This window comes from Aurantimonas sp. C2-5-R2 (assembly GCF_036549495.1).
GTDB lineage: Bacteria > Pseudomonadota > Alphaproteobacteria > Rhizobiales > Rhizobiaceae > Aurantimonas > Aurantimonas coralicida_A.
Genome location: NZ_JAZHLJ010000005.1, coordinates 12,042 through 37,020 on the forward strand (window position 1 = coordinate 12,042; position 24,979 = coordinate 37,020).

Annotated in this window: 22 protein-coding genes; 4 read left to right on the forward strand and 18 right to left on the reverse strand. The window is 65.0% G+C overall.

Annotation, left to right across the window (positions count from 1 at the left end):
• Positions 1 to 70: 70 nt before the first annotated feature.
• The 5 genes from VQ044_RS03740 to VQ044_RS03760 form a co-directional block, all read right to left on the reverse strand.
• Complete coding sequence (locus tag VQ044_RS03740) at positions 71 to 2,776, reverse strand: ATP-binding cassette domain-containing protein (protein ID WP_327645306.1); 2,706 nt, start codon at positions 2,774 to 2,776, stop codon at positions 71 to 73.
• A 1-nt stretch (position 2,777) separates the two neighbouring features.
• Entirely contained in the window at positions 2,778 to 4,622 is a 1,845-nt protein-coding gene (locus VQ044_RS03745) for a dipeptide ABC transporter ATP-binding protein (protein ID WP_442872858.1), read from the reverse strand.
• Between the two features lie 232 nt (positions 4,623 to 4,854).
• Positions 4,855 to 6,012 (reverse strand): glycosyltransferase family protein, encoded by a 1,158-nt coding sequence (locus tag VQ044_RS03750; RefSeq protein WP_327645310.1) that lies wholly within the window; start codon positions 6,010 to 6,012, stop codon positions 4,855 to 4,857.
• A complete protein-coding gene (locus tag VQ044_RS03755) occupies positions 6,012 to 7,169 on the reverse strand; it encodes a glycosyltransferase family 4 protein (protein WP_327622699.1) in 1,158 nt (385 codons plus the stop codon). The genes VQ044_RS03750 and VQ044_RS03755 overlap by 1 nt, the downstream gene beginning before the upstream one ends.
• Positions 7,166 to 8,419 (reverse strand): glycosyltransferase family protein, encoded by a 1,254-nt coding sequence (locus VQ044_RS03760; RefSeq protein WP_327622700.1) that lies wholly within the window; start codon positions 8,417 to 8,419, stop codon positions 7,166 to 7,168. Before VQ044_RS03760 ends, VQ044_RS03755 begins: the two co-directional genes overlap by 4 nt.
• A 181-nt stretch (positions 8,420 to 8,600) precedes the next feature.
• On the opposite strand from VQ044_RS03760, the gene VQ044_RS03765 reads away from it, so the two are divergent.
• Positions 8,601 to 9,953 carry an adenylate/guanylate cyclase domain-containing protein gene (locus VQ044_RS03765; protein WP_327645312.1) on the forward strand — a complete coding sequence of 451 codons (1,353 nt, stop codon included), beginning with the start codon at positions 8,601 to 8,603 and terminating at the stop codon, positions 9,951 to 9,953.
• A 13-nt stretch (positions 9,954 to 9,966) separates the two neighbouring features.
• Here the strand turns inward: VQ044_RS03765 and VQ044_RS03770 are convergent, their stop codons facing one another.
• The 7 genes from VQ044_RS03770 to VQ044_RS03800 form a co-directional block, all read right to left on the reverse strand.
• Positions 9,967 to 10,818, reverse strand: a complete 852-nt coding sequence (locus VQ044_RS03770) for a GNAT family N-acetyltransferase (protein WP_327645314.1) — start codon at positions 10,816 to 10,818, stop codon at positions 9,967 to 9,969.
• A complete protein-coding gene (locus VQ044_RS03775; protein WP_327645317.1) occupies positions 10,815 to 11,603 on the reverse strand; it encodes a polysaccharide deacetylase family protein in 789 nt (262 codons plus the stop codon). Before VQ044_RS03775 ends, VQ044_RS03770 begins: the two co-directional genes overlap by 4 nt.
• A 70-nt stretch (positions 11,604 to 11,673) precedes the next feature.
• Positions 11,674 to 11,850: a hypothetical protein gene (locus VQ044_RS03780; protein WP_327645319.1), complete on the reverse strand. Its 177-nt coding sequence runs from the start codon at positions 11,848 to 11,850 to the stop codon at positions 11,674 to 11,676.
• Between the two features lie 327 nt (positions 11,851 to 12,177).
• Complete coding sequence (locus tag VQ044_RS03785) at positions 12,178 to 12,570, reverse strand: septal ring lytic transglycosylase RlpA family protein (protein WP_327645320.1); 393 nt, start codon at positions 12,568 to 12,570, stop codon at positions 12,178 to 12,180.
• A 241-nt stretch (positions 12,571 to 12,811) separates the two neighbouring features.
• Entirely contained in the window at positions 12,812 to 14,275 is a 1,464-nt protein-coding gene (locus VQ044_RS03790; RefSeq protein ID WP_327645322.1) for an alkaline phosphatase D family protein, read from the reverse strand.
• 82 nt (positions 14,276 to 14,357) lie between these two features.
• Positions 14,358 to 15,215 carry a cell wall hydrolase gene (locus VQ044_RS03795; protein ID WP_327645323.1) on the reverse strand — a complete coding sequence of 286 codons (858 nt, stop codon included), beginning with the start codon at positions 15,213 to 15,215 and terminating at the stop codon, positions 14,358 to 14,360.
• Positions 15,216 to 15,359: 144 nt separating this feature from the next.
• Positions 15,360 to 16,139: a succinate dehydrogenase iron-sulfur subunit gene (locus VQ044_RS03800; RefSeq protein ID WP_327622708.1), complete on the reverse strand. Its 780-nt coding sequence runs from the start codon at positions 16,137 to 16,139 to the stop codon at positions 15,360 to 15,362.
• Between the two features lie 391 nt (positions 16,140 to 16,530).
• Between VQ044_RS03800 and queE the strand changes: the two genes are divergently transcribed.
• Together queE and queC are read left to right on the forward strand one after the other, a co-directional pair.
• A complete protein-coding gene (gene queE / locus VQ044_RS03805; RefSeq protein WP_327645325.1) occupies positions 16,531 to 17,166 on the forward strand; it encodes a 7-carboxy-7-deazaguanine synthase in 636 nt (211 codons plus the stop codon).
• Positions 17,167 to 17,235: 69 nt separating this feature from the next.
• Positions 17,236 to 17,961, forward strand: a complete 726-nt coding sequence (queC, locus tag VQ044_RS03810) for a 7-cyano-7-deazaguanine synthase QueC (protein ID WP_327645326.1) — start codon at positions 17,236 to 17,238, stop codon at positions 17,959 to 17,961.
• 17 nt (positions 17,962 to 17,978) lie between these two features.
• On the opposite strand, the gene VQ044_RS03815 is transcribed toward queC, so the two are convergent.
• The 6 genes from VQ044_RS03815 to VQ044_RS03840 form a co-directional block, all read right to left on the reverse strand.
• Positions 17,979 to 19,133 (reverse strand): App1 family protein, encoded by a 1,155-nt coding sequence (locus VQ044_RS03815; protein ID WP_327645327.1) that lies wholly within the window; start codon positions 19,131 to 19,133, stop codon positions 17,979 to 17,981.
• A 100-nt stretch (positions 19,134 to 19,233) separates the two neighbouring features.
• Positions 19,234 to 19,851: a hypothetical protein gene (locus tag VQ044_RS03820; RefSeq protein ID WP_327645329.1), complete on the reverse strand. Its 618-nt coding sequence runs from the start codon at positions 19,849 to 19,851 to the stop codon at positions 19,234 to 19,236.
• Between the two features lie 250 nt (positions 19,852 to 20,101).
• Positions 20,102 to 21,964: a succinate dehydrogenase flavoprotein subunit gene (gene sdhA / locus VQ044_RS03825; RefSeq protein WP_327645332.1), complete on the reverse strand. Its 1,863-nt coding sequence runs from the start codon at positions 21,962 to 21,964 to the stop codon at positions 20,102 to 20,104.
• A 2-nt stretch (positions 21,965 to 21,966) separates the two neighbouring features.
• Positions 21,967 to 22,347 (reverse strand): succinate dehydrogenase, hydrophobic membrane anchor protein, encoded by a 381-nt coding sequence (gene sdhD / locus VQ044_RS03830; protein ID WP_327645334.1) that lies wholly within the window; start codon positions 22,345 to 22,347, stop codon positions 21,967 to 21,969.
• A gap of 11 nt (positions 22,348 to 22,358) precedes the next feature.
• Entirely contained in the window at positions 22,359 to 22,751 is a 393-nt protein-coding gene (gene sdhC, locus VQ044_RS03835; protein ID WP_327622716.1) for a succinate dehydrogenase, cytochrome b556 subunit, read from the reverse strand.
• A gap of 221 nt (positions 22,752 to 22,972) precedes the next feature.
• Complete coding sequence (locus VQ044_RS03840; RefSeq protein ID WP_327622717.1) at positions 22,973 to 23,452, reverse strand: GNAT family N-acetyltransferase; 480 nt, start codon at positions 23,450 to 23,452, stop codon at positions 22,973 to 22,975.
• A gap of 330 nt (positions 23,453 to 23,782) precedes the next feature.
• Between VQ044_RS03840 and VQ044_RS03845 the strand changes: the two genes are divergently transcribed.
• The gene (locus tag VQ044_RS03845) at positions 23,783 to 24,970 is read left to right on the forward strand and encodes a GGDEF domain-containing protein (protein ID WP_327645336.1); all 1,188 of its coding nucleotides are present in this window, start codon (positions 23,783 to 23,785) and stop codon (positions 24,968 to 24,970) included.
• The last annotated feature ends 9 nt before the right edge of the window (positions 24,971 to 24,979 follow it).

A 24,979-nucleotide genomic window follows, 5' to 3' on the forward strand; every position in this document is an offset into this window, starting at 1 on the left:
TTCGGATTTGAGAAGCGTCACGTCGTCCCTCTGCCCGCGGTCATCTGAATCATGGCCATACCCATATCCCTCAGGCCGGCTCGTCGACCGCGCGGTCGACCTTGCGACGCGAGGTCGTCATCCGGCCGTCCCGAAATTCGATCGTCCGATCGAACAATTCCGCATGCTCGGCATTGCTCAGGACCCACAAAACTGTCTGCCGTTCAGCACCGAGGGCCTCGCGCGATGCAAGGACGCGCTCAATTGTCGCCCGCTGGCTGTCGCCGTCAAGGGCGGAAATCGGCCGGTTGAGAACGAACAGGTCGGCGCGCTTGAGCAGCGCCCTGGCCAGCGCCAGCTTCTGCCGCTGGCCGGAGGACAGGCGTTTGGCACCGCTGCCGATGTCGAAATCAAGCCCGATCTCGAAGACGACCTGGGATAGGCCCGTCTCGCGCATCGTCTCCATCAGCACTTCGTTGATACGCGCCGAAGCTTCCGCATACCGGTCGACGACACGGCCAAACAGCACGTTGTCCTGAAAACTCGCGGCGCGATTGACCGCGTCGGGCGAATGAATGGAGACGGCCTGGGCCATGTCAGGCTCGAGGCCTTGGCGGAACCGCTCGCGGCCTTCAAGGATCATCGCCTTGCTATCCTCGTCGAGGAGCCCCAGTCGGTGGCGTGGCTCGACATAGCCGAAGGCCAGTTCCTGGAACGCGCATCGATCCTCGTCCGAGACGTCCCGCTCCCCTGAGGCACGGCGCAGGGCGGCGCGAAAGAAATCGACGTCGTCGGGCGACATCAGGTCGACATTGTCCATCAGCGGGTTGTCGGGAGACAGATCGCCGAAGATTTCGATGAGGGTTTCGGCGATCTGGCGCCCCATGTCGAACAAAATCCGGTCGAGCCCGGTCTGCTTCAGAACCGCCCGCATCTGCGGCCGCGCGGCCAGCGGCGCTCCCTCGGTGGCCTCGGACAAGGCGATGCCGAAGACGAGGTTCTCAAACAGCGTCGCGTAGTCCGAATAGCGGTCGGCGTCGAAGGATTCGAAATAATCCCCTTCGCCGCCCTCTTCGAGCCGGGCACGAAAACGCTGACGCGCTTCGAGAATACGTTCGGCAACCTCGTCGGGCAGGTCGGACGGCAGTCGGTTGCGCAGTCCAAGCCGCGAGATGTCGAGCCGGAGCCCGGCAATCTCCAGCACCTCGGCAAGACGCGGCGTCAACGCCTCCGGGCCATCGACACCCGCCGCCTTGTAGTCGATCCAGTCGTCCCGGATATCGAGGTCGATATTGCCGGACTTTCGCGCCTCATCGAGTCGAACAGCCTCCTCGCGTCCACGCCGCTTCTCGCGGATCAGCGGGGCGTGGCGCAGACCATAGACCAGCGCCTCGCGGATCGACATCCTGGGAAAATAGAGGCCCGCCTCGGTATAGGCGATGCGGCGCCCCACAAAGGATTCCGGCAGGCCATCGAGTGCCTGGCCGTCGATGCTGATGCGGCCTCCGGCGACATCCACCAGCCGGACCAGCGCCTCGGCGAGGTACTCGCCGCCGCCTCCGACGGGCCCGACGACGGCCAGCGCCTCGCCGGGAGTAATCCGCAAGCTTGCGGGCTCCAGCAAATCGTTGCCCGCCTCGTCGGCGATCCTCAGGCCGACGATGGAGATGTCGCCGTCGATGCGCGGCGGCTCCTCATAAGACACCGCATGGATCGTCGGCGAGAGCAGGTTGCCCAGGGCGAACTGCTCCCGGATTTGCGCGTATTTGGACTGCACGTCGACACGGAACTGATCCCAGGTGATCAGCTCCTTGAGCGGTCCGGGCAGATCCTTATAGGCCGCGATCACCGCGACGAGCTGGCCGATGTCGAGCCGCCCGACGATGACGAAATAACCGCCGATCAGGTAGAAGATGAATGGCGTGGTCTGGGCAAGTAGGTTGTTGACGAAGTTGGTGAGGAATTTCCACCGAAAGAAATCGTAGCGAATCCAGAGGATTTTGCCGAGGCGGCTGCCGAGTTCGGCTCGCTCCCAGTTCGAGGTATCGTTGGTGCGGATCGACGGGATGCTCTCGACGATCTCGCCGATCCGGCCGGACAGAAGCCGGGCGGTGAGTTGGCGGGCGCGGGCGAGGACGACGAGCCGCCGGCGCATCTGAGGGATCAGAATAAGCTGGATGAGCACGATGGCGCCGGCAATCGAGCCGAGCCAGACATTCTGCAGGAAAATGAACACGAGGGCCGTCAACGCCTGGCTGAGCAGCAGCGACGGGTCGGCGAACGCGCTGCCGCCGAAGCCGCCCACGGGCTCGGTCTCGTCCTTGATCATCGACGCGATCTCGGGGCCGCGGATCTGCTTGAAGCGGCCGGTCGGGAAGCGCAGCACCCGGTCGACCAGTTGATAGCGCAGGCGGCGGAGCAGCCGCTCGCCAAGCTGGCCCTTGTAGTTCGACAGGTAGAATTTGAAGAGCCCGTTCACGACGACGAAGAACAGGAAGGTGAGGCTGAGGCTGAGGAGGACGCCGAACCGGTCCAATTCGATGCCGTCGAATAGCGCAACAGCCCCGCCGCCGAGAAAATCGGGGATCGGCAAGATCACCTCGAAGACCGTTTCCGTTTTGCCCGGCTGCCATTCGCCCTGGATCGGACCGTTGACGATGCGCTTTGGTAGGTCGAGCGTCAGATAATAGAACGGCAACGAAACGACGAGTACGAGGAACAGCCAGATCTGCTGACGACGCGTATGTCGCCAGACGTAGCGGAAGACGCTTTCGTCGAGGCTGTCATGCACCGCCATCTCAGCCGACCTTTGGCGGGGCGGCGGACATGGAGGCCAGGAAATCGAGATTGGTAGCCCGCACGAAATGATCCGGCCCGGCCTCCAGCAGTGGCCGCTCGACGCCGTCCACCACGGTGAACGGTTCCGGCCATTCGCGACGGCCGATTTCGCCGGCCGAGGGGATATGCGCGAAATCGAGCGGACGCGCAGGATCCGCGTGCGGCACTGCTTGCATGAGCATCTGCGTATAGGGATGCAGCGGTGCGTGAAACAACTCCCGGCGCGGCGCGATCTCGACGATCTCGCCGTCGCACATCACGGCGATACGATCGGCGACGTAATTCACGACCGCCAGATTGTGGGAGATGAACAGATAGGTGAGCCCGCAAAGACGCTGCAGATCCTTCAACAGGTTGAGGATCTGCGCCTGCACCGAAACGTCGAGGGCGGCCACCGGCTCGTCGCAGATCAGCAATTCCGGTTGCAGGGCCAGCGCGCGGGCGATGCCGATCCGCTGGCGCTGCCCGCCCGAGAAGCTGTGCGGATAGCGATTGGCGTATTGCGCTTCCAGCCCCACCGCGGCCAGCAGGCGCTCGATCCGCCGTTGCTTCTCGGACCCGCCGCTCTTGCGGTGGATCTCGAACGGTTCGGCCAGGATCGCGCCGACGGTCATGCGTGGATCGAGCGAGGAGAACGGATCCTGGAAGACGTATTGCAGGCAGTTGCGAACCGCAAAGAGTTCGGCGCGGTCGGCGTTGACGAGGTCGACAGGCCCTGACCGGGCGTTGAACACCATCGAACCGGAATCCACCGCGACGGCGCGCATGATGGCGCGGGCCAGCGTCGTCTTGCCGGAACCGGACTCGCCGACGAGACCGAGACACTCGCCGCGGCGAACGGTCAAGGACACATCCTTGAGCGCATGCACACCCGGCGTTGGCGCCCGGGAGAAGAGACGTTTGTCGCTACGCCGGGAAAAGCTCTTGCTGAGCCCCTTGAGTTCCAGCAGCGGTTCGCCGGGCACGCCCACCGACTCCCGCGTGAACAGTGCCTCGGCATCGACCTTGATCTCGCGGATCGGCTTGAGGCGTGGCGCCTCTTCCCGGTCGAGATCGGGAACCGCCTTCATCAGCGAAATCAAATAGGGGTGCTGCGGGCGCGCGAAAATCGTCTCGGCCGGGCCGGACTCCATGACCTTGCCATGGTGCATGACGACCACTTCCTCGGCAAGATTGGCGACCACGCCGAGGTCGTGGGTGATCAGCAGGACGGCCATGCCGAGTTCGGCCTGCATGTCGCGCAGAAGCTTGAGTATTTGCGCCTGCAAGGTGACGTCGAGGGCGGTCGTGGGCTCGTCGGCGATCAGCAGCGCCGGCTTGCAGATCAGCGCCATCGCGATCATCGCCCGTTGGCGCAGGCCGCCCGACAACTCGAACGGATAGGATTTCAGTGCCCGCTCCGGTTCGGGAAACCGCACCAGCCGCAGCGTCTCGATCGTGCGCTCCCGGGCCTCGGCGCCACTGCCGCGCCCGTGCACTTCCAACACTTCGCCGATCTGGTCGCCGAGCGTATGGAGCGGCGAGAAGGAGGTCATCGGCTCCTGGAAGACGATGGAGATGGATTGGCCGCGGATCGCCCGGAAGCGAGAACTCCTCGACGACAACGAAGCGAGATCGACGACGCCCTGGAGAGGGTCGCGGAACAGGATGCGGCCACCGGTAATCAGGGCGCCCTTCGGCAACAGTCCGAGGATCGCCTGCGAGGTCACGGTCTTGCCGGAGCCCGATTCACCGACCAGCGCAACGGTTTGTGCGGCACCAATCGTCATCGACAGGCCGTTTACCGCCCTGACCATGCCGGCCATCGAGCGGAACTCGACCGACAGGGATTGGATCGACAGAAGCGCCGAGGAGTCGCTCGGCCCGGTCTCCGGACTATCCGACACGGGTCGTTCCAGAGTCGCCGTCTCGCTCGCCACGCCCATCCTCCCCTGCGCCGCCCGACGCTTCCCGGCGGGAGGCGGAGCGGCCATCGCACCGATTGCACCACGATCCCGCAGGCGAAGTCATGCGATTTCTCGATCGCATGGCGTCCATCTACCGGGCCATCCGGCTGCGATCATCGCCGTGGCCAAGTGCCTCGATCATTCGTGCCGCATGCGCCGCGCCATCGAGATCGATCGACGGACGTTTGGCGCTCGGTCGCTCCAGAGTCTCGGCTATCGCCGCCGCCATCGTCGGCGGGGAGAGTTCGGACGTCTTGACCACCGATAAGAGCCCCATGTCCCGCATGCGTTCCGAGCGGTGCCATTGCTCGGTTTCCTCGCCCTCGTCATACGGGACCACCACGGCGAGCGCCTCAGCCCTCAGGAGATTCATCACCGTGTTGTAGCCGGCCTGCGAAATCGACAGGGCGCAGCCGTCGAGCAGTTCCTGGAAATTCGGCGCAAAGCGCGAGACGACGGTCCGCTCGTCCGCCCTCGCGGACAATTCCTCAAAGGCCACGGCGGGAAAGCGGGGCCCGGTGAAGAAGCGCCAGACCCGGTCGGCAAGCGGTGTCGACGGACGGGCTTCCATCGCCGCCCGCATCAAATCGCCGGCGGCCGCGCCGCCGCCGGCCGAGACGATCACCTCACCATTCGGCGCTCCGCGAACCCGCTCGGCCGGCTCGGTCACATAGCCGGTGTAGCCAATGAGATCGGCGAGTTCCTCCGCATGCGGATAAGTCTCCTCGAAGGCGAAGAGCGACGGATCGGAATGGACGAGCACGGCGTCGAGATGTGCGCGCGCAATCGCTGCGCCCTTGGCTGCCCGTTCGGGATGCTTGGTCGCGACCAGGATGTCCCGGACCGAGGTGACGCATTTGACCCGCGGCTTGTCGCGGGCGGCGCGTTCGAGCAGCGGCAGGAGTTCGAAACCGAAACGCCAGCGCCCGAAGGGATACATCTCCAGGAGGACGATATCGGGCTGGATTTCGTCATAAAGCTGCAACAGCGCGTCCCGCCGCGCCGCGCGCCAGGCATCGGTCACCGGCTCGCCGTCGGCGTCGTAGAGCACCTTGAAATCGGCGCCCTTGAGCTTGGTCGCAGGCAATTGCACGACATCGGCGCCAGCAAAGGGCATTTCGGGTACCGGCATGCCGCCGAGCGCGACGGTCACCGCCATGCCGCGCTTGGCCATGGCGTCGGCGAGAAGTTCGCCGCGCCGCAGATGCCCGACGCCCAGAAGATGCTGCACGTGAAAGAGAACCCGCATCACATCATCTCTCGTTGGGGCACGGACCGGCTGCGGGCGAGCGTATCACCCAGCGCGCCGTCGAGCGCCTTCGACGCCACGACGAGGTCGTGGCGATCGAGGGTCCGCTTGCGCGCGGCGCGGCCCATTCGCTCTCGCACGGCTGGATCGAGCAGACGCCGAACGCCATCGGCGAAGGCCGGCGCATCGCCTTCCGGGACAATGAAGCCGGTCACTCCGTCCTCGACGACGCTCGGAACGCCGCCGCTGCGGCCGGCGACAACGGGTACGCCCGCGGCCTGCGCCTCGAGAAAGGCCATGCTCCAGGATTCCTTGATCGCCGGCCAGACATAGAGGTCGGCCGCGGCATAAAGGGCCGGCATCTCGGCCGCGTCTGCCGCGCCGTGAAAGGCGACACGGGAACCGAGCCCGGCGAAGGCCTCGCGCACCTGGTCCTCGGCCGGTCCCGCGCCGACGACAATGAGCTGCATCGCCGTGTCGCCGAGCACTTGCAGGGCCTTGGCGAGCAATCGGTACGAGGCGAGCTTCTGGTCCTCCCGCATCATCGCGACGGTGAGCAGCCAGGGACGGTCGCCGGCAAGGCCGTGGCGCGCAGCGAGCCGCGCCCGCGCGGCCTTCCGGTTCGCCGCGGCCTCCGCGTAGGGCCGGACATCGAGGAACGGGGCGAGGTCCAGATAGCGCGCCTCCGGCCGCATCCGGGGGACGACGCAAGGCCGGTCGGCCGGATTGAGACCGACGACGAGATCGGCCCGCGCGAGCGCCGCCAGGCTCGCTTCATACCCCCGATGCCAGGTCCCGCCCTTGCGCTTGTCCGCCACCGAGGCTTCGGCGACTGCATAGGGAATTCCCAGCGCCGCGACCACACGCGGCCCCAGCCAGTCCGGCGCCTTGTGATAGAGGTGATAGGTGAACCAGAGGTCGATCGGCGCGCGGCCATCGTTCCGGCGTATAATTCGGTCGCCGATCCGCCGTCCGATCCGCTCGATGCGGGCCTGCCGCACCGGGTCGCCGCGATCGTAGCTGCGGAAATTCGAGGGAACCACGACATCGTGTCCGGCTAGCCGCAGCGCCTCGACGAGGCCGCGCGCCACGGTGCGATCCCCGGACGGATGCGAATCGCGCGGCGATTTCATCGGCGCATAGAATGCGATTCTCATGCCATCCCGGCCTTGGAGATCGGACGCAGGCTCGCACGCTTCCAGTCGTAGGCGTCCGTCTTCTTCGTTCGACCGGCGGCGATATACTCGTCCGCGCGCTCGCAAATGGTCTTCAGGCCGTCGAGAATGCCGGGAATCGCCGCGGATTTCGGCCCGGCCTGTCCCGGCAGCGCCCGGATGGCGTCCGCCATCGCCGAGGCGTCGTCGAGGCGATCGTCGAGCAGCATCGTCAACAGGCCCAGATCCTCGGCCTGCGAGGCGCGGATATATTGCTCGAGTCGCGGCTGCCGGCGTGGCACGACGACGGCCGGTTTGTCGAAGGACAGGATCTCGCAAAAAGTGTTGTAGCCGCCCATGGCGACAACGCCTTCGGCCCGCTCGAACAGCGGCTCGATACTGGCCGCGAAGGTGATCACGTCGACGCTGTCGAGCTTCGCCGCCCGACGCTGGAAATCCGCCTGGAAGCCCGGCTCCATGAAGGGACCAAGAACGATCTTGGCGCGAACCCCGATCGCCGGGTCGCTCTCGTAGGCCCGCAGGACCCAGTCGACCAGCATCGTCCCATCGCCGCCGCCGCCGGTGGTGACGAGGACATAGGGTCGCTCGCCGATCCGGATACGGTCGGGCAGCGCGCCCGACGGCTCGTCCGCCCTGTGCAGATAGCCGGTGAACACCGCCTTCTGGCGGACCCGTTCCGACACGCCGATGCCCTCCAGCGGATCGCAGATCTGCGGCAAACCATAGACCCAGATGTCGTCGTAAAATTCCTCAAGCGCCGCGAAGGCGTCCTTGCGCTTCCATTCCTCGGCGAGACGCGAGGGCTCGTCCATGATGTCGCGCAAGCCAAGGACGAGGCGCGCGCCGGTGGTCTTCAGATGACGCAGCGAAGCCTCAACCTCGCCGCGCATGCCCAGCGGCTCCTTGTCCACCAGGAAGATGTCGGGGTCGAAAATCTCGGCCGTCTTCTTGATGACGGCGCTGCGGATCTCGGTCAGATCCTCGATCGACAGGCCCGGATTGGAGGGGGCGTAATTGTCCGCACCGAGCTTGACGACCCCCGGCACGCGGATGAAGTCCACCTGCGGCGGAAAGCTGAACGAGCCGACGACCGGGGAACCCGCGACGAGCAGGATGGCGATGTCCGGACGATGGGCGACCAGCGCCTGCGCGATGACGCGGCAGCGGCGCAGATGCCCCAGTCCATAGGTGTCGTGGCTATAGATGAGGACGCGCGGAGGCCGGGCTTTCATGAAATACTCCTGGCGCTCGTGCCGTGCTCTCTGCACGCCACACTGGCGACTTTCCTTTTGGGGCGCAAGATCGCACTATCGTCGGCGCACCCCAGTTACAATGCGGCGCTGCCCGATTGGGGCACAGCCCGACATAGGAAGGCGGCAGACCGTTCACGAGCGGGCTGCTTCGATCGCGGGCATGAGCAAACGCGCCAAACTCGTTTCCCCCTTCGTCGGGCGCCGGTCCACCGGCGCGATCCCGGACCGGGTGCAGGAGGTCGTCGCGGAGTTCGAGGCCGACAGCGAGCGCCTGATCGGGTGGGTGCAGTTCGGCATCGGCATTTTCATCACGCTTCTCTATTTCATCTCTCCGCGTCCGAGCGACGCGCTGATGCAACAGCCGGTGCCGGTCAGCCTGGCGATCTATCTTGCCTTCACCGCGCTCCGCCTGTTTCTGTCCTATCGGACCCGGTTGCCTGGCTGGTTCCTGGTCGTGTCAATGCTGGTCGACATCGCGCTGCTGTACGGGCTGATCTGGTATTTTCATATCCAGTACGGCCAAAGCGCCGGCTTCTCCTTGCAGGCGCCGACGGTGATGTACGTCTTTATCTTCATTGCCATCCGCGCGTTGCGATTCGACCCGATCTGGGTGATCTCGATCGGCGCGATCGCCGCCCTCGGTTGGGTCGGCATGACGGTCTACGCCATACACGCCGCGGGCATGCAGGCGATTACCCGCAGTTTCGTCGAGTATATCCAGAGCGATCGCATCCTGGTCGGCGCGGAAATCGACAAGATTGTCGCGATCCTCGTTCTGACCATCGTTCTCGCGCTGGCACTAACGCGCGCCAAGCGACTGCTCGCGGCGGCGGTGCTCGAGCATGTGGAACGCGAGGAAATCCGCCGCTTTCTTCCCGCCGACGTCGAGCGGGTCATCACCAAGTCGCCGGTGGCGGTGGTGGCGGGCGACGCCGAAGAACGGGACGCGGCGATCATCGTTCTCGATATTCGCGGCTTCACAAAATTCGTCGAGGCCAACGAACCGAAGCGGGTGGTGGAGACCCTGGTCGGTCTGCATGCGTTGATCGTTCCGATCATCCAGCGCCATGGCGGGATCGTCGACAAATATCTCGGCGACGGCCTGCTTGCGACCTTCGGAGCGACCTCGCCCTCGCAAACGGCGGCGGCCGACGCGCTGCGCGCCCTCGTCGAGATCATGGACGTGTCGCGGCAATGGTCGCGGGGCATGGCCGAGGAACACGGTGACGGTTCGCTGCGGGTCAACGGCGCGGCCACCGCCGGCCCGGTGGTCTTCGCCGCGCTCGGCGACGAGTTCCGGCTGGAGTACACCGTCATCGGCGACGCCGTGAACCTCGCGGCCAAGCTGGAGAAACACAACAAGGTCGAGGCAACGTCCGCCCTCACCACCCGATCGACCTACGATCTGGCCCGCATTCAGGGCTTTTCCGCCGCCGAGCAGGCGACGCAACGCGGTGGTTGCCAAGTCGCGGGCGTCGAAAAGCCGATAGATCTCGTCGTCATCGCCGCCTGAACGAGACGCACCGTCAGGGCAACTTCTGATCGAGCAGGATCACCTCGGAATAGAGGTGATCGACGTCGCGGCGCTCGAGATCCGGCGAGCGGAACCATCGCGGCAAGACGATCCGCTCGATGGTGCCGGGATCGTCACCCGCCGTCATCCAGCGCGAATCGACCGCCAGCACACCCCGCTCGCCGATCACGATCGTCTCAGCGACGGCTTGCGCGTTGGCCGACAGAAACCCCGGATCGCTGGCGTGCAAAATTTCGTGATAGGCGATCGCCTCGCCCTTCAGCTTGCGCTGCCAGACCAGCCAGACGCCGCCGATAATCGCCTGATGCAAATCGAAACCGGCATGACAGGCGAACACCTCCCGTTGCGGCGGCGTCAGCCGTGCGTTGATCGCCGCCCTGTCGGAGACGCAGGGAAGCGGCGCGGCGCGCGACTCCGCAAGGGGACGGAACAGGCTGCGCGTCTCGTCGAGAATATCGAAACCCAGCGCGCGGATCTTGCGTCCCGTCGCCCGCCGGGCGGTCATCGTGTGATAGGTCACGTCCGGTTTTGCCATTCCGGCCTGAAGCAATGTGTCGCCGGTGCCTCCGCCGCGATAATCGGCAAGGAGATACCAGGAGGACAGGTCACAGAAGCGATGCCTTCGCCCGGCAATGTCCCGGTCGCTGTAGATGGTCGCCATGAAACCGACGACGACGCCGCGATCCTCGACCAGCCAGCCGCGCTCGACCCCGGCCGGTCGCCAGGGATAGTCGAGGAGCAGCCGCCAGCGCTCGGGCGGAATCTTCGCGTTCATATGGTCATGAAGAAGCCGTGCTGTCGCCTCGATATCGGCCTCGCCGGCTGGTCTGATGACGACACTCATCGCGGCGGCGCTTTGACGCCGGGCGCGGCGTCGGCGAACAGCGCGCCGGCTTCGGTCCAGCACACCGCCGGGTGCGCGGCCAGCAAACCCAGGATCTCGTCGAGAAACGCCCAGGTCTCGGCATCATGGTCGAGATGATGGGTGAGGAGACCGAAGGGCTCGTCGGGATCGATCTGGCCGCAGCGGCGATCGGCCAGCCGCTCGGCGCAGAGCCGGAGCAGCTTGTCGCGCCCGGCGAAGCGCGCGCCGCCCTTCCAAGTCAGAAGGTCGAGATGGGCGTTGACCGCGAAGCTTCCCGCCCCTGCTGGGTTGGCCGAACGCGGGCCGAACACCGAGACCGCGACGAAGCCATGACCGGGAAGCGCCATCGCAATCGCCGGCTCGATGCGATTCCAAGGCGGCACCATGACCGGACAAAATCGCGACCCGAAAGCAGCGACCAGGCGCGCGCGGCCGACAGCGAGCTCGTCGAGGACGGCTGTTGCGGGCCGATCGCCGCCGCATTCGACCGCGCGCTCGCCCGCCGCCGCATGGTTTTGGTGGGCGAATCCGTGCTGCAGGACGCGGACCAGCGGGTCATCGATGGACGGAACGAGCGCATCGGACATGCGCGCCGGGATCACCGCGAGAGCGAGCGGCGCGCTGTGGTCCCGCGCCGCCGCGACGAGGCGGGAGAGCGCAGGTGTCGGCTGCGTCGCATCGTCGTCACGCCACCACAGAGCCACGGTTCGGCCTTCGGCCACCCAATGGTCGAGTTCACGGAGAAGAGCGTCGGCACCTTGCATCGCCGACGCTTAGCGGGAACGCGGTTTGCGGGCAATCGGCCGGGTCGTCGGGTTCAGCACCGGGTCAGTGTCAGTATTTTTCTTCTTCTTCCGCGTCCTGCTCCTCGATCGGGATGTCCTTGCCGATCAGACGCTCACCGTCCTTCTTGCCGCGAAAAGCATTGTCGGTCCGTTCCACGGCGTTGCCGAGAACGTCGCCATCGGTGCCGGGGGCTTGCGGCTCTTGGGTATTTTTGGGTTCCGGCATCGTCGCTCTCCATGCTCAGGTGACAAGGAAACCGCGATATTGCCCCATCTGTTCCCTCTGGAATCCCGATCGGCCGCGACGGGGCGGCTTTTGTGCAGGACGCTCATCACGACGAAAGCGCCCGGCCCCAAAAGGTGCGAACGCTCTGAACCAACAGCGTAATGTGGAGAGATCTGATGGCGGCCTGGGCGCCGCCGTACCATCGGGAGGGAGACATCCTGTTCCCCCTTCCCCCTCACATTCCGACGGGCCCCTACTCCCGTCAACTCCGGACCAGTGCAGCCCTCATGCAGTGATGGCGCTCGGCCGTGCCGGCGCCTCATCCGCTCAGATAATGTCGAGGCTGACCCGTGCGGTGCCGGACTGGATCATGCCGATCTTCGAGGCAGCAGCCTTGGACAGGTCGATCACGCGACCGCCGGCATAGGGGCCGCGATCATTGATACGAACGACGACGGACTTGCCGTTGCGCTGGTTCGTGACGCGGACCTTGGTGCCGAAAGGCAGCGTCTTGTGGGCCGCCGTCATCGAGTTCATGTTGAACTTTTCGCCGTTGGCTGTCGTGCGGCCGTGAAAGCGTTTGCCGTAATAGGAGGCCGCGCCCGAAGCGGCTTTATGGGCACCGTGCGCGGCGACCGGCGCGACACTGACGGTGTATCCGGTAACCAGCGTGCTGGCGAAGAGCGCGGCGGCCAGCGCGGCTTTGGGCAGAAGCTTCATGACAAGTCCTAATATTGCGTGGCGACATTCGCGACGCCGGCCTTGTCGGTAATTGCTGTGACGAAAAGTTGAACGGACCCTGGCAGCAATGGGGTCATTCCGTGATCATGGAACTTTTTTGGATTTGGCCGCAACGCCCGGTCAACCCTGAGCCATCGCGGTGCGTCGGCCTCTTAGATGCGGCAAGGGCATCGCGACCAGGCCACATTCCAGCGCCTGAATCACAATCGTCGGCCACGTTTCACAGCGAGAGCACCGGGGTGCGGCCGCTGTCTTCGAGCTCCCATTGCGCCGTCCAGGCCGCGTCCGCGCGCGACAGAACCAGGTAATTTCGCTCGCCGGTATAGATCGCGCGCTTCGACGGCAGCGGCCGAAGACGGATCTTCCGCTTCCGCAGCGGGCTTTCGCCGACCCGCGCCAGGAGACCGAGCATGCGTGGATAAAAATCGCGCGGCGCCGGATGCGAAATGCCGGATGCGACGAGTTGGTGCAGCCTCGATCCGTCTTTCAACCGCATCTCGCCGCGGGTCGCGAGATGGATCTCGCCGGACACTACCGTGATACAGGCGCGATGACCCTCCTGGCGCTCGGCGAGGAGGCGCAGGAAGCGCTTCCATTCCTCCCGGTGCGCGCGGCTCTGCCATTGATCGCGCAGATCGTCCTCCAGCTCGCGAATCTTCGGCACGATGTCGGCGACCGCCTCGACCCAGCTCAGCCGAGGGCCGAGTGCGGGAACGCTCGACATCAACAGAATGCGCTCGTCATCGGGCGTCGCGGCCATGGCGCGTTCGAACCCGGACCAGCCGGCCTCGCCCATCACCCGGTCGGGACGCCGTTCGCTCCTGAGATCGGGGGCAAGGATGGACAGGCCCGGATAACGCACGGCCAAGCCGAGCGTCCGTCCGCTTGCATCGAACGCGATGTCGGGCAGGGCGCCGTCCTTCGCGGCGAGTTGGAACAGGACAAACATCTCCCGCGCCGCCTCGAAGAGGCCGCGCCCGACCGGGCTGTCGAGCAGGGGCTCGGGATGGCTGCCCCAGCCGTCGATGATGTCGTGATCGTCCCACATCATGATCGAGGGAACGCGAGCCGCCAAGGTTCGCATCGCCGGCCGGGCGAAGGTGGTCAGATAGCGACGGAAATAGAAGCGCCGAACTGCCTCGCGGGCATCGGCGGTGAAGGCAATGTCGGCCCGCTGCCGCTTTGGTCGTTCGGACCAGCGCCGAACCGCCTCATGCGCGGTCAGCACATCGTCGGCATAGAGCTGGTCACCGCCCTGCAGCATCAGCGCGAAGGGCGCGCGCACGTGTTCTTCCACGAGACGGTTCCACATCGCGTCGCGCTCGCCGACGTCGCGGTCCAGATCGCCGTTCTCCTGGCCATTGCAGGAGACATAAGCGATCCGAACGCTCGGATCGTCGGGTGGCATGATCTCGAACCGCTCGCCGCCCAGCCGGTAGGACGCGGGCTGGCCCGCCGGCAAGGAGAAATCGTAGCGCCAGACCACCCGACCGAACAGCGTCGCGATCGGCTGCGGCTCGGTCGCCGCGTCCGCGTCGTCAACGCGAAGCAGCGGCGGCTCGTCGCTCTCCGGCTGCACGACAAGCGCAGCAAGATGGTTGCGATGACCATCGCCGCCGCGCGCATAAAGAAGCGGTCCGATCCGGTCGATGGCCGGATCACCCTTACTCTGTTGAGCGAACATCGACCCCTGCCCGGATTATCGTCAAACGCCCGCGCATCAGCCGCTCGGTAGAGCAGCGGCGGCGTTGCGCTCCGATATAGGTCTATTGGCCCAGGATTCCGCCGACGTCGGACGCTGGATCGTTCGCAGTCGCGACGGAGGTTCCGGCCGCAAGCTCGGTTGAGACACCCGGCAATTCGACGTCACTCGAAAGCCTTCCGGACTTCCCCTGCGGGGCGGCCGCGGCGGCAGCCCGCACGTCGGCCGGCTTTGGGGTGGGCGACTCGGCGGTCAGGCCCTGCCAGAGCGCCAGAAACTGACTGTCTTCCGGCGTCCGCGCCTTGGTCTTTGCGACCGCAGCCACTTGCGTCTTAGCGTCCGTCTTCGGCGTCGGGTTCTGCCTGATCCGATCGATGGCGCCGGAGGCGCCCGCTCCGCGGATTTCCGCCTGGGAGGCCATCCTGACATCGCCGCGACGGCTGCGAGAGACCTTTTCGTAGAACGCGTTGCCCCCCGCGATCACCTTGTAGTTCATGTTATTGTAAGGAAATCTCAGCCCGGCCGTATGAAAGAACTTGGCGTTCTCGACGCCGCCGTGCCGCTTGCCGGAGAGGATCTCGGCGGCCGTCTGCATGGCGAGTTCCTTCCCTGCCCCCATCTGGCGCGTCATCACACCGGGGGCAAACTGGCGCGGTTGGCCGACGACGTCGCAGACATTGGTGGGATAGCGCCCCGATTCCACCCGGTTCATCACCACGGTGCCGACCGCCAGCATCCCCTCGGGGCTCGAGCGGTTGGATTCGAAATACATCGCCCGCGCCAGACACTCCTGGCTTGGCCCGTAGCTCATCGGCTTGATCACATCCTCGATTTCCGGCGTTCCCACGCAGGCGGCGAGGACGAAGGGCAACAGGATGATGGATACGCTCGCGAGGCGGCGGAAAGATCGGATGCTCGTCATGCCGCATCCGTGATGGGAGAAAATGTCCGGAAAGGGGACCGGCGGCGCGATTACGATCAATCCCGGCCGTTTTGACCGCCAGTGTGGCAGAGTCGCCGCACACGCCGCGGCCTCTCGAAGCGAGGGAGAGACAATCACCGGCGTTCAGACGCGACGCTCGACCATCATCTTCTTGATTTCGGCGATCGCCTTGGCGGGGTTCAACCCCTTCGGACAGGACTGGGTGCAGTTCATGATCGTGTGACAGCGATATAGCTTGAACGGATCCTCCAGATCGTCGAGCCGCTCGCCGGTCGCCTCGTCGCGCGAATCGATCAGCCAGCGATAGGCCTGCAGCAGGACCGCCGGTCCGAGATAGCGTTCGCCGTTCCACCAATAGGACGGACAAGAGGTCTGGCAGCAGAAGCACAGGATGCATTCGTAGAGACCGTCGAGCTTCTCGCGATCCGAATGGCTCTGACGCCACTCCTTCTCCGGCTCGGGCGTCTCGGTCTTCAGCCAGGGCTCGATCGAGCGAAGCTGGGCGTAGGGCACCGTCAGATCCGGGATCAGATCCTTGACCACCGGCATATGCGGCAGCGGATAGACCTTTACCGGCCCGGCGATCTCGTCCATGCCCTTGGTGCAGGCAAGCGTGTTGGAGCCATCGATGTTCATGGCGCAAGAGCCGCAGATACCTTCGCGGCAGGAGCGGCGAAGCGTCAGGGTGGAATCGACCCTGTTCTTGATCCACAGCAGCGCGTCGAGGACCATCGGCCCGCAATCGTCGGTATCCACATAGAAGGTGTCGGTGCGCGGATTGTTTCCGTCGTCCGGCGACCAGCGATAGATCTTAAATTCGCGGACGTTCGCCGCCCCCGCCGGTTTGTCCCAGACCTTGCCTTCGTTGATCGTGGAATTCTTCGGAAGGGCGAGTTCGACCATGACGCTTTATCCGGTGCCGGTTGGATTGGCCGCAACATAAAGCGTGCGCTGCAAAACACCAGAGACGAAACAGCCCGGCAGCGGCGCGAATCGTTTGAATGTCCGGGTTTTTTCCGCATTGGCGAGGCGGGGGACAGCAAACGGCCTTGAACAGTTGCGCAAGCAGCCCGACCTCATTAACAAAGCCCCGCCGCACGCCCCGTGCCTGGTGCAAGCGTTTCAAACCCGTTTGCGCGGCAGACCATCATTGCACAGGGCCCACCATCGCACAGGGCGAACTGCGCCGATACGACGCCGGGGATGACGGCCCGATCGACCGGCCGGCTCCCGCGTATTTGATCGACAAACCGACGCCGGCCATGCCGTGCGTCGCTAAAAACCGGATGACGCCATGACCTATTCGGTCAAGGAGATTTTCTACACGCTTCAGGGCGAGGGCCGAAACGCCGGGCGCGCGGCGGTGTTTTGCCGCTTTGCCGGCTGTAATCTGTGGTCCGGCCGGGAGATCGACCGCGCGACGGCTGTCTGCCAGTTCTGCGACACCGATTTCGTCGGCACGAACGGGACCGGTGGGGGGAAATTCACCAGCGCACGAGCGCTCGCCGCCACCATCGCCGCGGCCTGGGAGGGCGAGACCATGCCCGGTCGCCTCGTGGTGCTGACCGGCGGCGAGCCGCTGCTGCAGGTCGACGATGCCCTCGTCTCCGCTCTCCACGCGGAAGGCTTCGAGATCGCGGTCGAGACCAACGGCACACTCCCGGTGCCGGAGGCTATCGACTGGATTTGCGTCAGCCCGAAATGCGGCGCACCGCTCGTCCAGACCAGCGGGCAAGAGCTGAAGCTGGTCTATCCGCAGGCAGGAGCGGAGCCGGAGCGCTTCGCCGATCTCGACTTCGACACGTTATTGCTGCAGCCGATGGACGGACCGGAGCGGGAAGCGAACACGGCGGCGGCGCTCGCCTATTGTCTCGCGCATCCGCGTTGGCGCCTCACCCTGCAAACCCACAAGCTCCTGGGAATCAGATGAGGGTCGACCAAGCCGTAGCTATTCGGGCAGGGGAAAGGCCACGGATGCCGCAATATTGGACGCAATGTCATGGCCGCTGACCAGACCGCCGATCAATCCGCGCTGGTGCTGTTCTCTGGCGGCCAGGATTCGGCGACCTGCCTCGCCTGGGCGCTCGATCGTTTCACTCATGTCGAGACGATCGGCTTCGATTATGGCCAGCGCCATGCGGTGGAGCTCACCGTGCGGCTCGACGCGCTCGCGGCGATCCGCGCGCGCTTTCCGGCTTGGGACGACCGGTTGGGGGAAGACCATCTGGTCGACCTGACGACGCTGGCCAAGGTCAGCGAGACCTCACTGACGCGCGACGTCGCGATCGCCATGCAGGCCGACGGCCTGCCCAACAGCTTCGTGCCCGGCCGCAATCTCCTGTTCTTGACCTTCGCGGGGGCGGTGGCCTATCGGCGCGGGATCAAGCACCTCGTGACGGGGGTCTGCGAAACCGACTATTCCGGCTATCCCGACTGCCGCGACGATACGATGAAGGCGATGCAGCTCGCCCTCAATCTGGGCATGGAGCGCCGCTTCGTCATTCACACGCCGCTGATGTGGATCGACAAGGCCGAGACTTGGGCGATGGCCGAGGACCTTGGCGGCGCGGCCCTCCTGGATCTCATCCGCGACGAGACCCATACCTGCTACAATGGCGACCGGAGCCACCGACACGAATCGGGCTATGGCTGCGGCACCTGCCCCGCCTGCGAGCTTCGGGCGGACGGCTACAGGCGCTTCCTGGCGGGCATTTCGACCGCGTAGGGAACCGAGGGGCTTGCCTATTCCCGCGCGGTAAAAGCGCCTTCAGCCTCTTCTTCGAGTCGTCGCTGTTCAATGGCGGCGCGAACCTCATCGACGACCGATGGTCGCGCCAGACCCGATTCCGCGGCGTGTTCCGCCGCCATCACCAGAGTCGGTGCAATCGTCACGGCGACACCAAGGCCCCGCAGTCGCTGTAAGGCGTCGTCGGCGTGGGTTGCCAGCAAGCCGGAGGTGACGTCGCGGATATGGACGGCCAGGATCCGGCCGGGATATCGGCGCACTACCTCGGCATAGATGACTGCGTCGCGCTGGCCGGAATCGCCGACCAGCACGAACGGCAATTGCGGATGAGCCGCCATGACGCGCTCGATCATTTTCAGCTTGTGGTCGTCGTGGCCACCCGTCAGCCATTTGGTGGCATCGAGGCCGAAATCCTTCAACAGCATCGGACCGAGCGGGATATCGTGCAGCACCATGAAACGCTCGAACAGATCGAACAGATTCCAGGGACTGGACGAGACGTAGAAGACCGGATTGGTTTCCGGGCCAGCCTCGCCCTCGGCAAGCCTACGATAGAGGTGCGTGACGCCGGGAAAGGCGGTCCGGCTCTCGGCCGAGTTCGCCGCCACCGTCCGCCAGTGCTTCAGGAAATTGGTCGCGCCGGTCTTCACGATGGTGTCGTCGATATCGGAAATGACGCCGAACCGGGCTTTTGGCGAAACGATACGGATTTCCGCCTTCGCTCCCAGCGGCCGCACGGCGTAATGCGGCGCCTCGGTGAGGATCAGCTCGACGGGAAGCCATGGGGACGCCTCGCTGAGGGCCGGAAGTTCGATGGTCAGATCGAAATATCCCTCTTCGTCGGTCAGCACCTCGCCACTGATACCGCCCGCCGAATAAAGGATTCGCGCGCTCCGGATCTCGTCGGTCTCGTAGCGCTTGAGACTGAGCCACACATTGCCGACGATCGACTCGGTGTGTTCGGCCGAGATCACGCCCTGATCCTCGATCACCCGGCCGCGCAGCCACAGCCCCTCCGGGGTCTGAAACCCGCGATAGGCGAGCAAAATGGGCGTCCCGAGAAGCCCGGCGGCGCGTTTCGCGCGGAAGCGGATCCTGTCCCAGAGATTTTCGGCGCGGTGCGCAAGCGCGTGAATTTTTTCGGTTGCCATCGAGCAGACGATAGGGCTGCCCGACGGCGCGGCGAGGAAAAATTTGGCTGGTGGGCGAAGGGCCGATCGCTCGGCAACCGGCCCTGTCCGCGGCGGATGATTACTTGGTAGGCACGGCTGCCGGCGCCTCGGACTTGACCTCGGGCGTCCGGACGAACGTTCCGGTCGCGCAGGCGTCCGACGTCTCGTTGAGGAAGGCGAAGATCGTCGTCTGATCGGCGTCGCCGACGCGGCGGTCCTTGAGCATGCGGTCGGCGACCGGCGGCGCCACCACGCTGGCGATGAGATAATCGCGCTGCGGGTCCGACAATTCGCTCATCGCTTCGGTCGCAAGACAGGTGCAGGCGGCCGGCGTCATCGCTTTCATCTGCACGCCGCAAAGACCCGCGATCATCTCGATCTGGTTGTCGCCGTTGACGCGTGGCAGCTCGAATTTCTCGCCGACCTCGTTCGACGGCGGGGCGCTGCTCTTGCTCTCCGCCGTGCCTGACCCGGTCGCTGACGTCGCCGAGCCCGCCGGCGAACCGGAGGCCGTCGCATCGCTCGCCTCGCCGCCCGCAGCGGCTGGTTTCTCGGGCGTTTCCGTCGCGGCTGGGTCGGCCGGCGTCGGCACGCCTTGTGTTGTCGGCATCTCGGTCGTCGATTGCGCAAGGGCTGGCGCATTCATCAGAGCGAGCGCGGCAATTACCGCGAGCCCGGCGCCTGTGGATCGAATCATGCAGTTCCTCCGAAATGACTGAATGTCGGCCGCTCAAGCGGACCGGTCACCGGTGCCCGACGACACACTTAGCACGCCGATCGGAATGCGGCAGTCCGGATAGGGCAGGGACAGACATTTCGACTCGATCCGACAAATTCGAGGACGCGCAGCGAAACCGCCCGTCCTTCGCCGCGCAAACCTTCGCGAACGCAAACGGCCGGCCCGAGGGCCGGCCGACTGAAAAGGCCTGAAGCAGGAGCGACGCTATTCAATACACCCGCGTTTTCGGCTCGATATAGTCGATCTCGTTCGACAGCGTGTAGGCATGGACCGGCCGATCCTCGAGCGTCACGGTCTTGGCACCGGTGTCGCAGAAGCTCAGCGTGTGCTTCATCCAGTTCGTGTCGTCGCGGTCGGGGAAATCCTCGCGGGCATGGGCGCCGCGCGACTCCGTCCGGTTGCGCGCCGAATCCATCGTCACCACGGCCTGGGCGATCAGATTGTCGTATTCGAGCGTCTCGATCAGATCCGTGTTCCAGATCAGCGATCGGTCGGTGACCCGCACGTCCTCCGACGCCGACCAGACGTCGTGGATCTTCTGATGGCCTTCTTCCAGAACCTCGCCGGTGCGGAAGACCGCGCAGTTCGACTGCATGGTCTGCTGCATCCGGTCGCGGAGCTCGGCCGTCGGCGTCGAGCCGGCAGCGTTGCGGAACCGATCGAGGCGAGCGATCGCCTTGTCGCCGGCATCGGCTGGCAGCGGCGCGTGGCCCTCGCCGGGCGTCAGAGTTTCGGCGCAGCGCAGCGCAGCGGCACGGCCGAAGACGACGAGATCGATCAGCGAGTTCGAGCCGAGCCGGTTGGCGCCGTGGACCGATACGCAGGCCGCCTCGCCCACTGCCATCAATCCCGGCACCACGGTATCCGGATCGCCGTCCTTCTTGGTCAACACCTCGCCATGATAGTTCGTCGGAATGCCGCCCATATTGTAGTGGACCGTCGGCAGCACCGGGATCGGCTCGCGGGTGACATCGACGCCGGCGAAGATCTTCGCCGATTCCGAAATGCCCGGAAGCCGCTCGTGCAGCACGGCGGGGTCGAGGTGGTCGAGATGCAGGAAGATGTGGTCCTTCTGCTTGCCGACGCCGCGACCCTCGCGGATTTCCAGCGTCATCGCCCGGCTGACCACGTCGCGCGACGCCAGATCCTTGGCCGACGGCGCGTAGCGCTCCATGAAGCGCTCACCCTCGGAATTGGTGAGATAACCGCCTTCGCCGCGCGAGCCCTCGGTGATCAGGCAGCCGGCGCCGTAGATGCCGGTCGGATGGAACTGCACGAACTCCATGTCCTGCAGCGGCAGGCCCGCACGCAAGGCCATGGCATTGCCATCGCCGGTGCAGGTGTGGGCGGAGGTCGCTGAGAAATAGGCGCGGCCGTAACCGCCGGTGGCCAGGATCGTCTTCTTGGCGCGGAAGCGATGCAGCGTGCCGTCGTCGAGGCAGAGCGCGATCACACCCCGGCACGCGCCCTCCTCGTCCATGATCAGGTCGATGGCGAAATATTCGATGAAAAACTCGGTGGAGTGGCGCAGCGACTGACCATAGAGCGTGTGCAGCATCGCGTGGCCGGTCCGGTCGGCGGCGGCACAAGTGCGCTGGGCGGGCGGGCCCTGGCCGAAATCGGTGGTCATGCCGCCGAAGGGGCGCTGGTAGATCTTGCCGTCCTCGGTGCGCGAAAATGGCACGCCGAAATGCTCCAGCTCATAGACGGCGGCCGGCGCCTCGCGCACCAGATATTCAATCGCGTCCTGGTCGCCCAGCCAGTCCGACCCCTTGACGGTGTCGTACATATGCCAGCGCCAGTCGTCCTTGCCCATATTGCCCAGCGAGGCGGCGACGCCGCCCTGCGCGGCAACGGTATGGGAACGCGTCGGGAACACCTTGGTGATGCAGGCGGTCTTGAGCCCGGCCTGGGCGGCACCCAGGGTGGCGCGAAGGCCAGCGCCACCTGCCCCGACGACGACGACGTCGAAGGTGTGGTCGGTGATCGGATAGGCCTTGCCGTTCTGGGCCGGCGCGGTGCGATGCGGCTGCCCGGCTCTATTGCCGTCGGCGGTTCCATTCGTTGCCATGGTCAGACTCCGAAGCTCATCTTGACGATTGCAAACAGGCTCGCGCCAGCGATGGCGACCGCGAAAAACGTATTGAAAATAACGAGGAGCACCTTCATTCCGCCGTGGACGTAGTCCTCGATGATGACCTGCATGCCGATCTTCATGTGGATTGCCGCCGACACGGTGACCAGCGCCATGGCGATTCCGACCAGCGGATTGGCAAACGCGGCGCGCACATCCGCATAGCTCTCGTTGTGGAGGGCGATGACGAGGATCACGAAGAAGCTGATCAAAAACAGGTTCGCGACGGCGGTCAACCGCTGCTGCCAGAAGTGCTCGGTGCCACTGGCCGTCGAACCAAGGCCGCGCACGCGGCGCAACGGTGTTCTCATGTCGGTCATGGCGCGCTCCCTCAACCGAAGATCAGAATGCCGACCCAAAGGATCAGCGTGACGGCAAGCGAGGCAACCAGCGTCACCTGGGCCAGAAGGGTCGAGGTTTCCTTGCCCAGACCGTGCCCGGTATCCCAGATCAAGTGCCGAACGCCGCCGAACATGTGGTGGAGCAGCGCCCAAGTGTAGCCGAACAAAATCAGCTGGCCGACGATCGAGCCAAAGAAGGCCGAGGCATAGGAGAAGGCCTCCGGACCACTGGCTGCTGCGACCAGCCACCAGACGAAGAACAGCGTGCCGACATATAGCGCGCCGCCGGTGATTCGATGCAGGATCGACATCACCATGGTGGGACGGAATTTGTAGATGCTGAGATGCGGCGATAGGGGCCGCGGGGATGGGGCGTCGGACATCGGTGCTTTCTAGTCCTCGAATTTCCCTTGCACCATGCAGCATATAGGCACAGGCCCCACGCCGCACAGCGATCGGATGCGTCCTTAAAAGACGTATCGCAACTGCGAAAGCAAGCCTTTCGCGTTGCGGTAGGGACGGCGAGGCCGGCTTAATCGATTAGGCGCGGCAGGCGGGTGCGGCAAAACCGTCTGCCCCGCCCTGCACTCTTACAAGTTTCGAATCACTTCGGCGAGGGTTCGCGGTCGATAAAGCGGATGACATAGCTCGACCAATCGGCTGGATCGGCGATCTTTTCGTAGAGCCGCCGCCCGTTGCCGGGGTTTCGCGGCGAATGCAGCACGAGCTTCGACCAGCCGCGGCCGTCGGCTTCATCGGCGAGAAGATCGATCATCGCCTTGGCGATGCCTTTGCGGCGGTGGCGGTGATCCACATAGATGTGGTCGGCAAGACCCGAGCGCATGCCGGTCCACACATCCGGTATGTCGTAGAAAAGAACGAAGCCGACCAACTCGCCATCAAGCCGCGCTCCCAGGACCTCCGCCGTGCGGTCCTGCAGCAATTGCTCCGCGTAATAGGGGTCCGGGGACCCTGGCGCGCCGCGAAACAGCGACTGGTTGTAGGCCGAGATCAACGGCGCCAGATCTCGCGCGTCGCTGAGGCGCAGTCGCCTGATGTCGATGTCGGGGGCCGGCGTCTCCATGGACGGAAGCCTTTCACGCCTGGGGAGGCCGGCGTCAAGTCCCCTTGCCGGCATCTCGTCACCTGCGATCGTCCGACGGCATCGGATAGCTGTCCTCCCCGAAATTCCGCTAGGTCGCCGCCCGCAAAACCGGTCGGGGCACCTCTATCCGATTGTTTTCATACATAAATCTCTAGTTGCAACCCCAAATCAATACTACACGCAACTTAAGAGCTCCGTTAACTTAAGTCGGCTACGGTTACTCCTGCAACGGCTTTGGCCGCTTTTTGCGCTTTACCACCCTTCTCATCGGTTGCTCCCGAAGAGACCGTCATTCGAATACGAGTCGACATGAGCGAAGCAGACATTCTGGCCTGGTGCGTGCCTCTCGCTCTAGCTGCGGTCTCGGGGGTCTTTCTCGTCCTTGGGGTCACGGTTCCCGGCGGCGTCTCATGGGGCATCGCCTACGCGCTGGTGGCTATCGGCTATGCGACGGCGATCTTTCCGGGCGGGGACTACGGCGTCGCGAAAGCGATCCTCGAAGATTCGCTGTTCCTGTTCGCCATGGCGGCGATGGCGCGGGGCATATCCCAGCGGTTTCACCGCCCTCCGCACGACTTCGCCGCCTTGGCCATGATCGCGCTGACGCTGTTCATCGCCGGACTCGCTCTGGCCCTCCACGATAGCGTTCCGGCCGAGGTCGCAGCCGTGCAGACCGGATGTGCCGCCTTTGCCCTCTTCGCCGCCGCCCAGATGCGGGGAGCGCTGCAAAAGCCGATCAACCGAGCGTTGTTCGCACTCGCCCTGCTGCTGGCGGCAAACCTGATGGCGCAGAATTTTATCTTCCTCGTCGATCCGTCCCCACACCTCACAATCGCCGATTGGCGCCAGTCGAGCTGGGCGTTTTTCTTCCAGCTCGGCGGTATCGCGTTCGGCCTTCTGTTTGCCTTCACCGCCCTCATCGCCATCGGTCTCGATGCCGTCGAGCGCTACCGTGTCTCATCGGAGACGGATCTTCTGTCAGGCCTGCTCAATCGCCGCGGCTTCGAGCTGCAACTGCGCGCCGCCACCGAGCGGCGGGGAGCCGAGGGTGCGCTCGTCTTGATCGATGTCGACCACTTCAAGGCGGTCAACGACCGCAACGGTCATGCCGCCGGCGACATGGTGATCGCGGGATTAGGGGCGCTTCTCGGCCTGTTCGCGGACCGCCTCGGTTTTGCCGGACGAATGGGCGGCGAGGAGTTCGCGATCTTCGTCGAAGGAGCCGATACGTCGGCTGGCGCGGCGAGGGCTCTCGAAATCCGTGAGGCGCTGAAGGGCGTGGCCTGGCCGCTGCCGCTGGTGGGCATTCAGATTACGGCCAGCTTCGGCGTCGCCGCCGCTCGGCCGGGCGAGAGCTTCGAGGCCGCCTACCGTCGGGCGGACGACAGGCTCTACCAGGCAAAGCAAGCCGGCCGCGACTGCGTCATCGCGGCCGAGACGGCGATTGTTGTCACCAGACCACCGGACCAAGCGGCAACAATCTCGCGGGTTGCCTGACCCCATTCG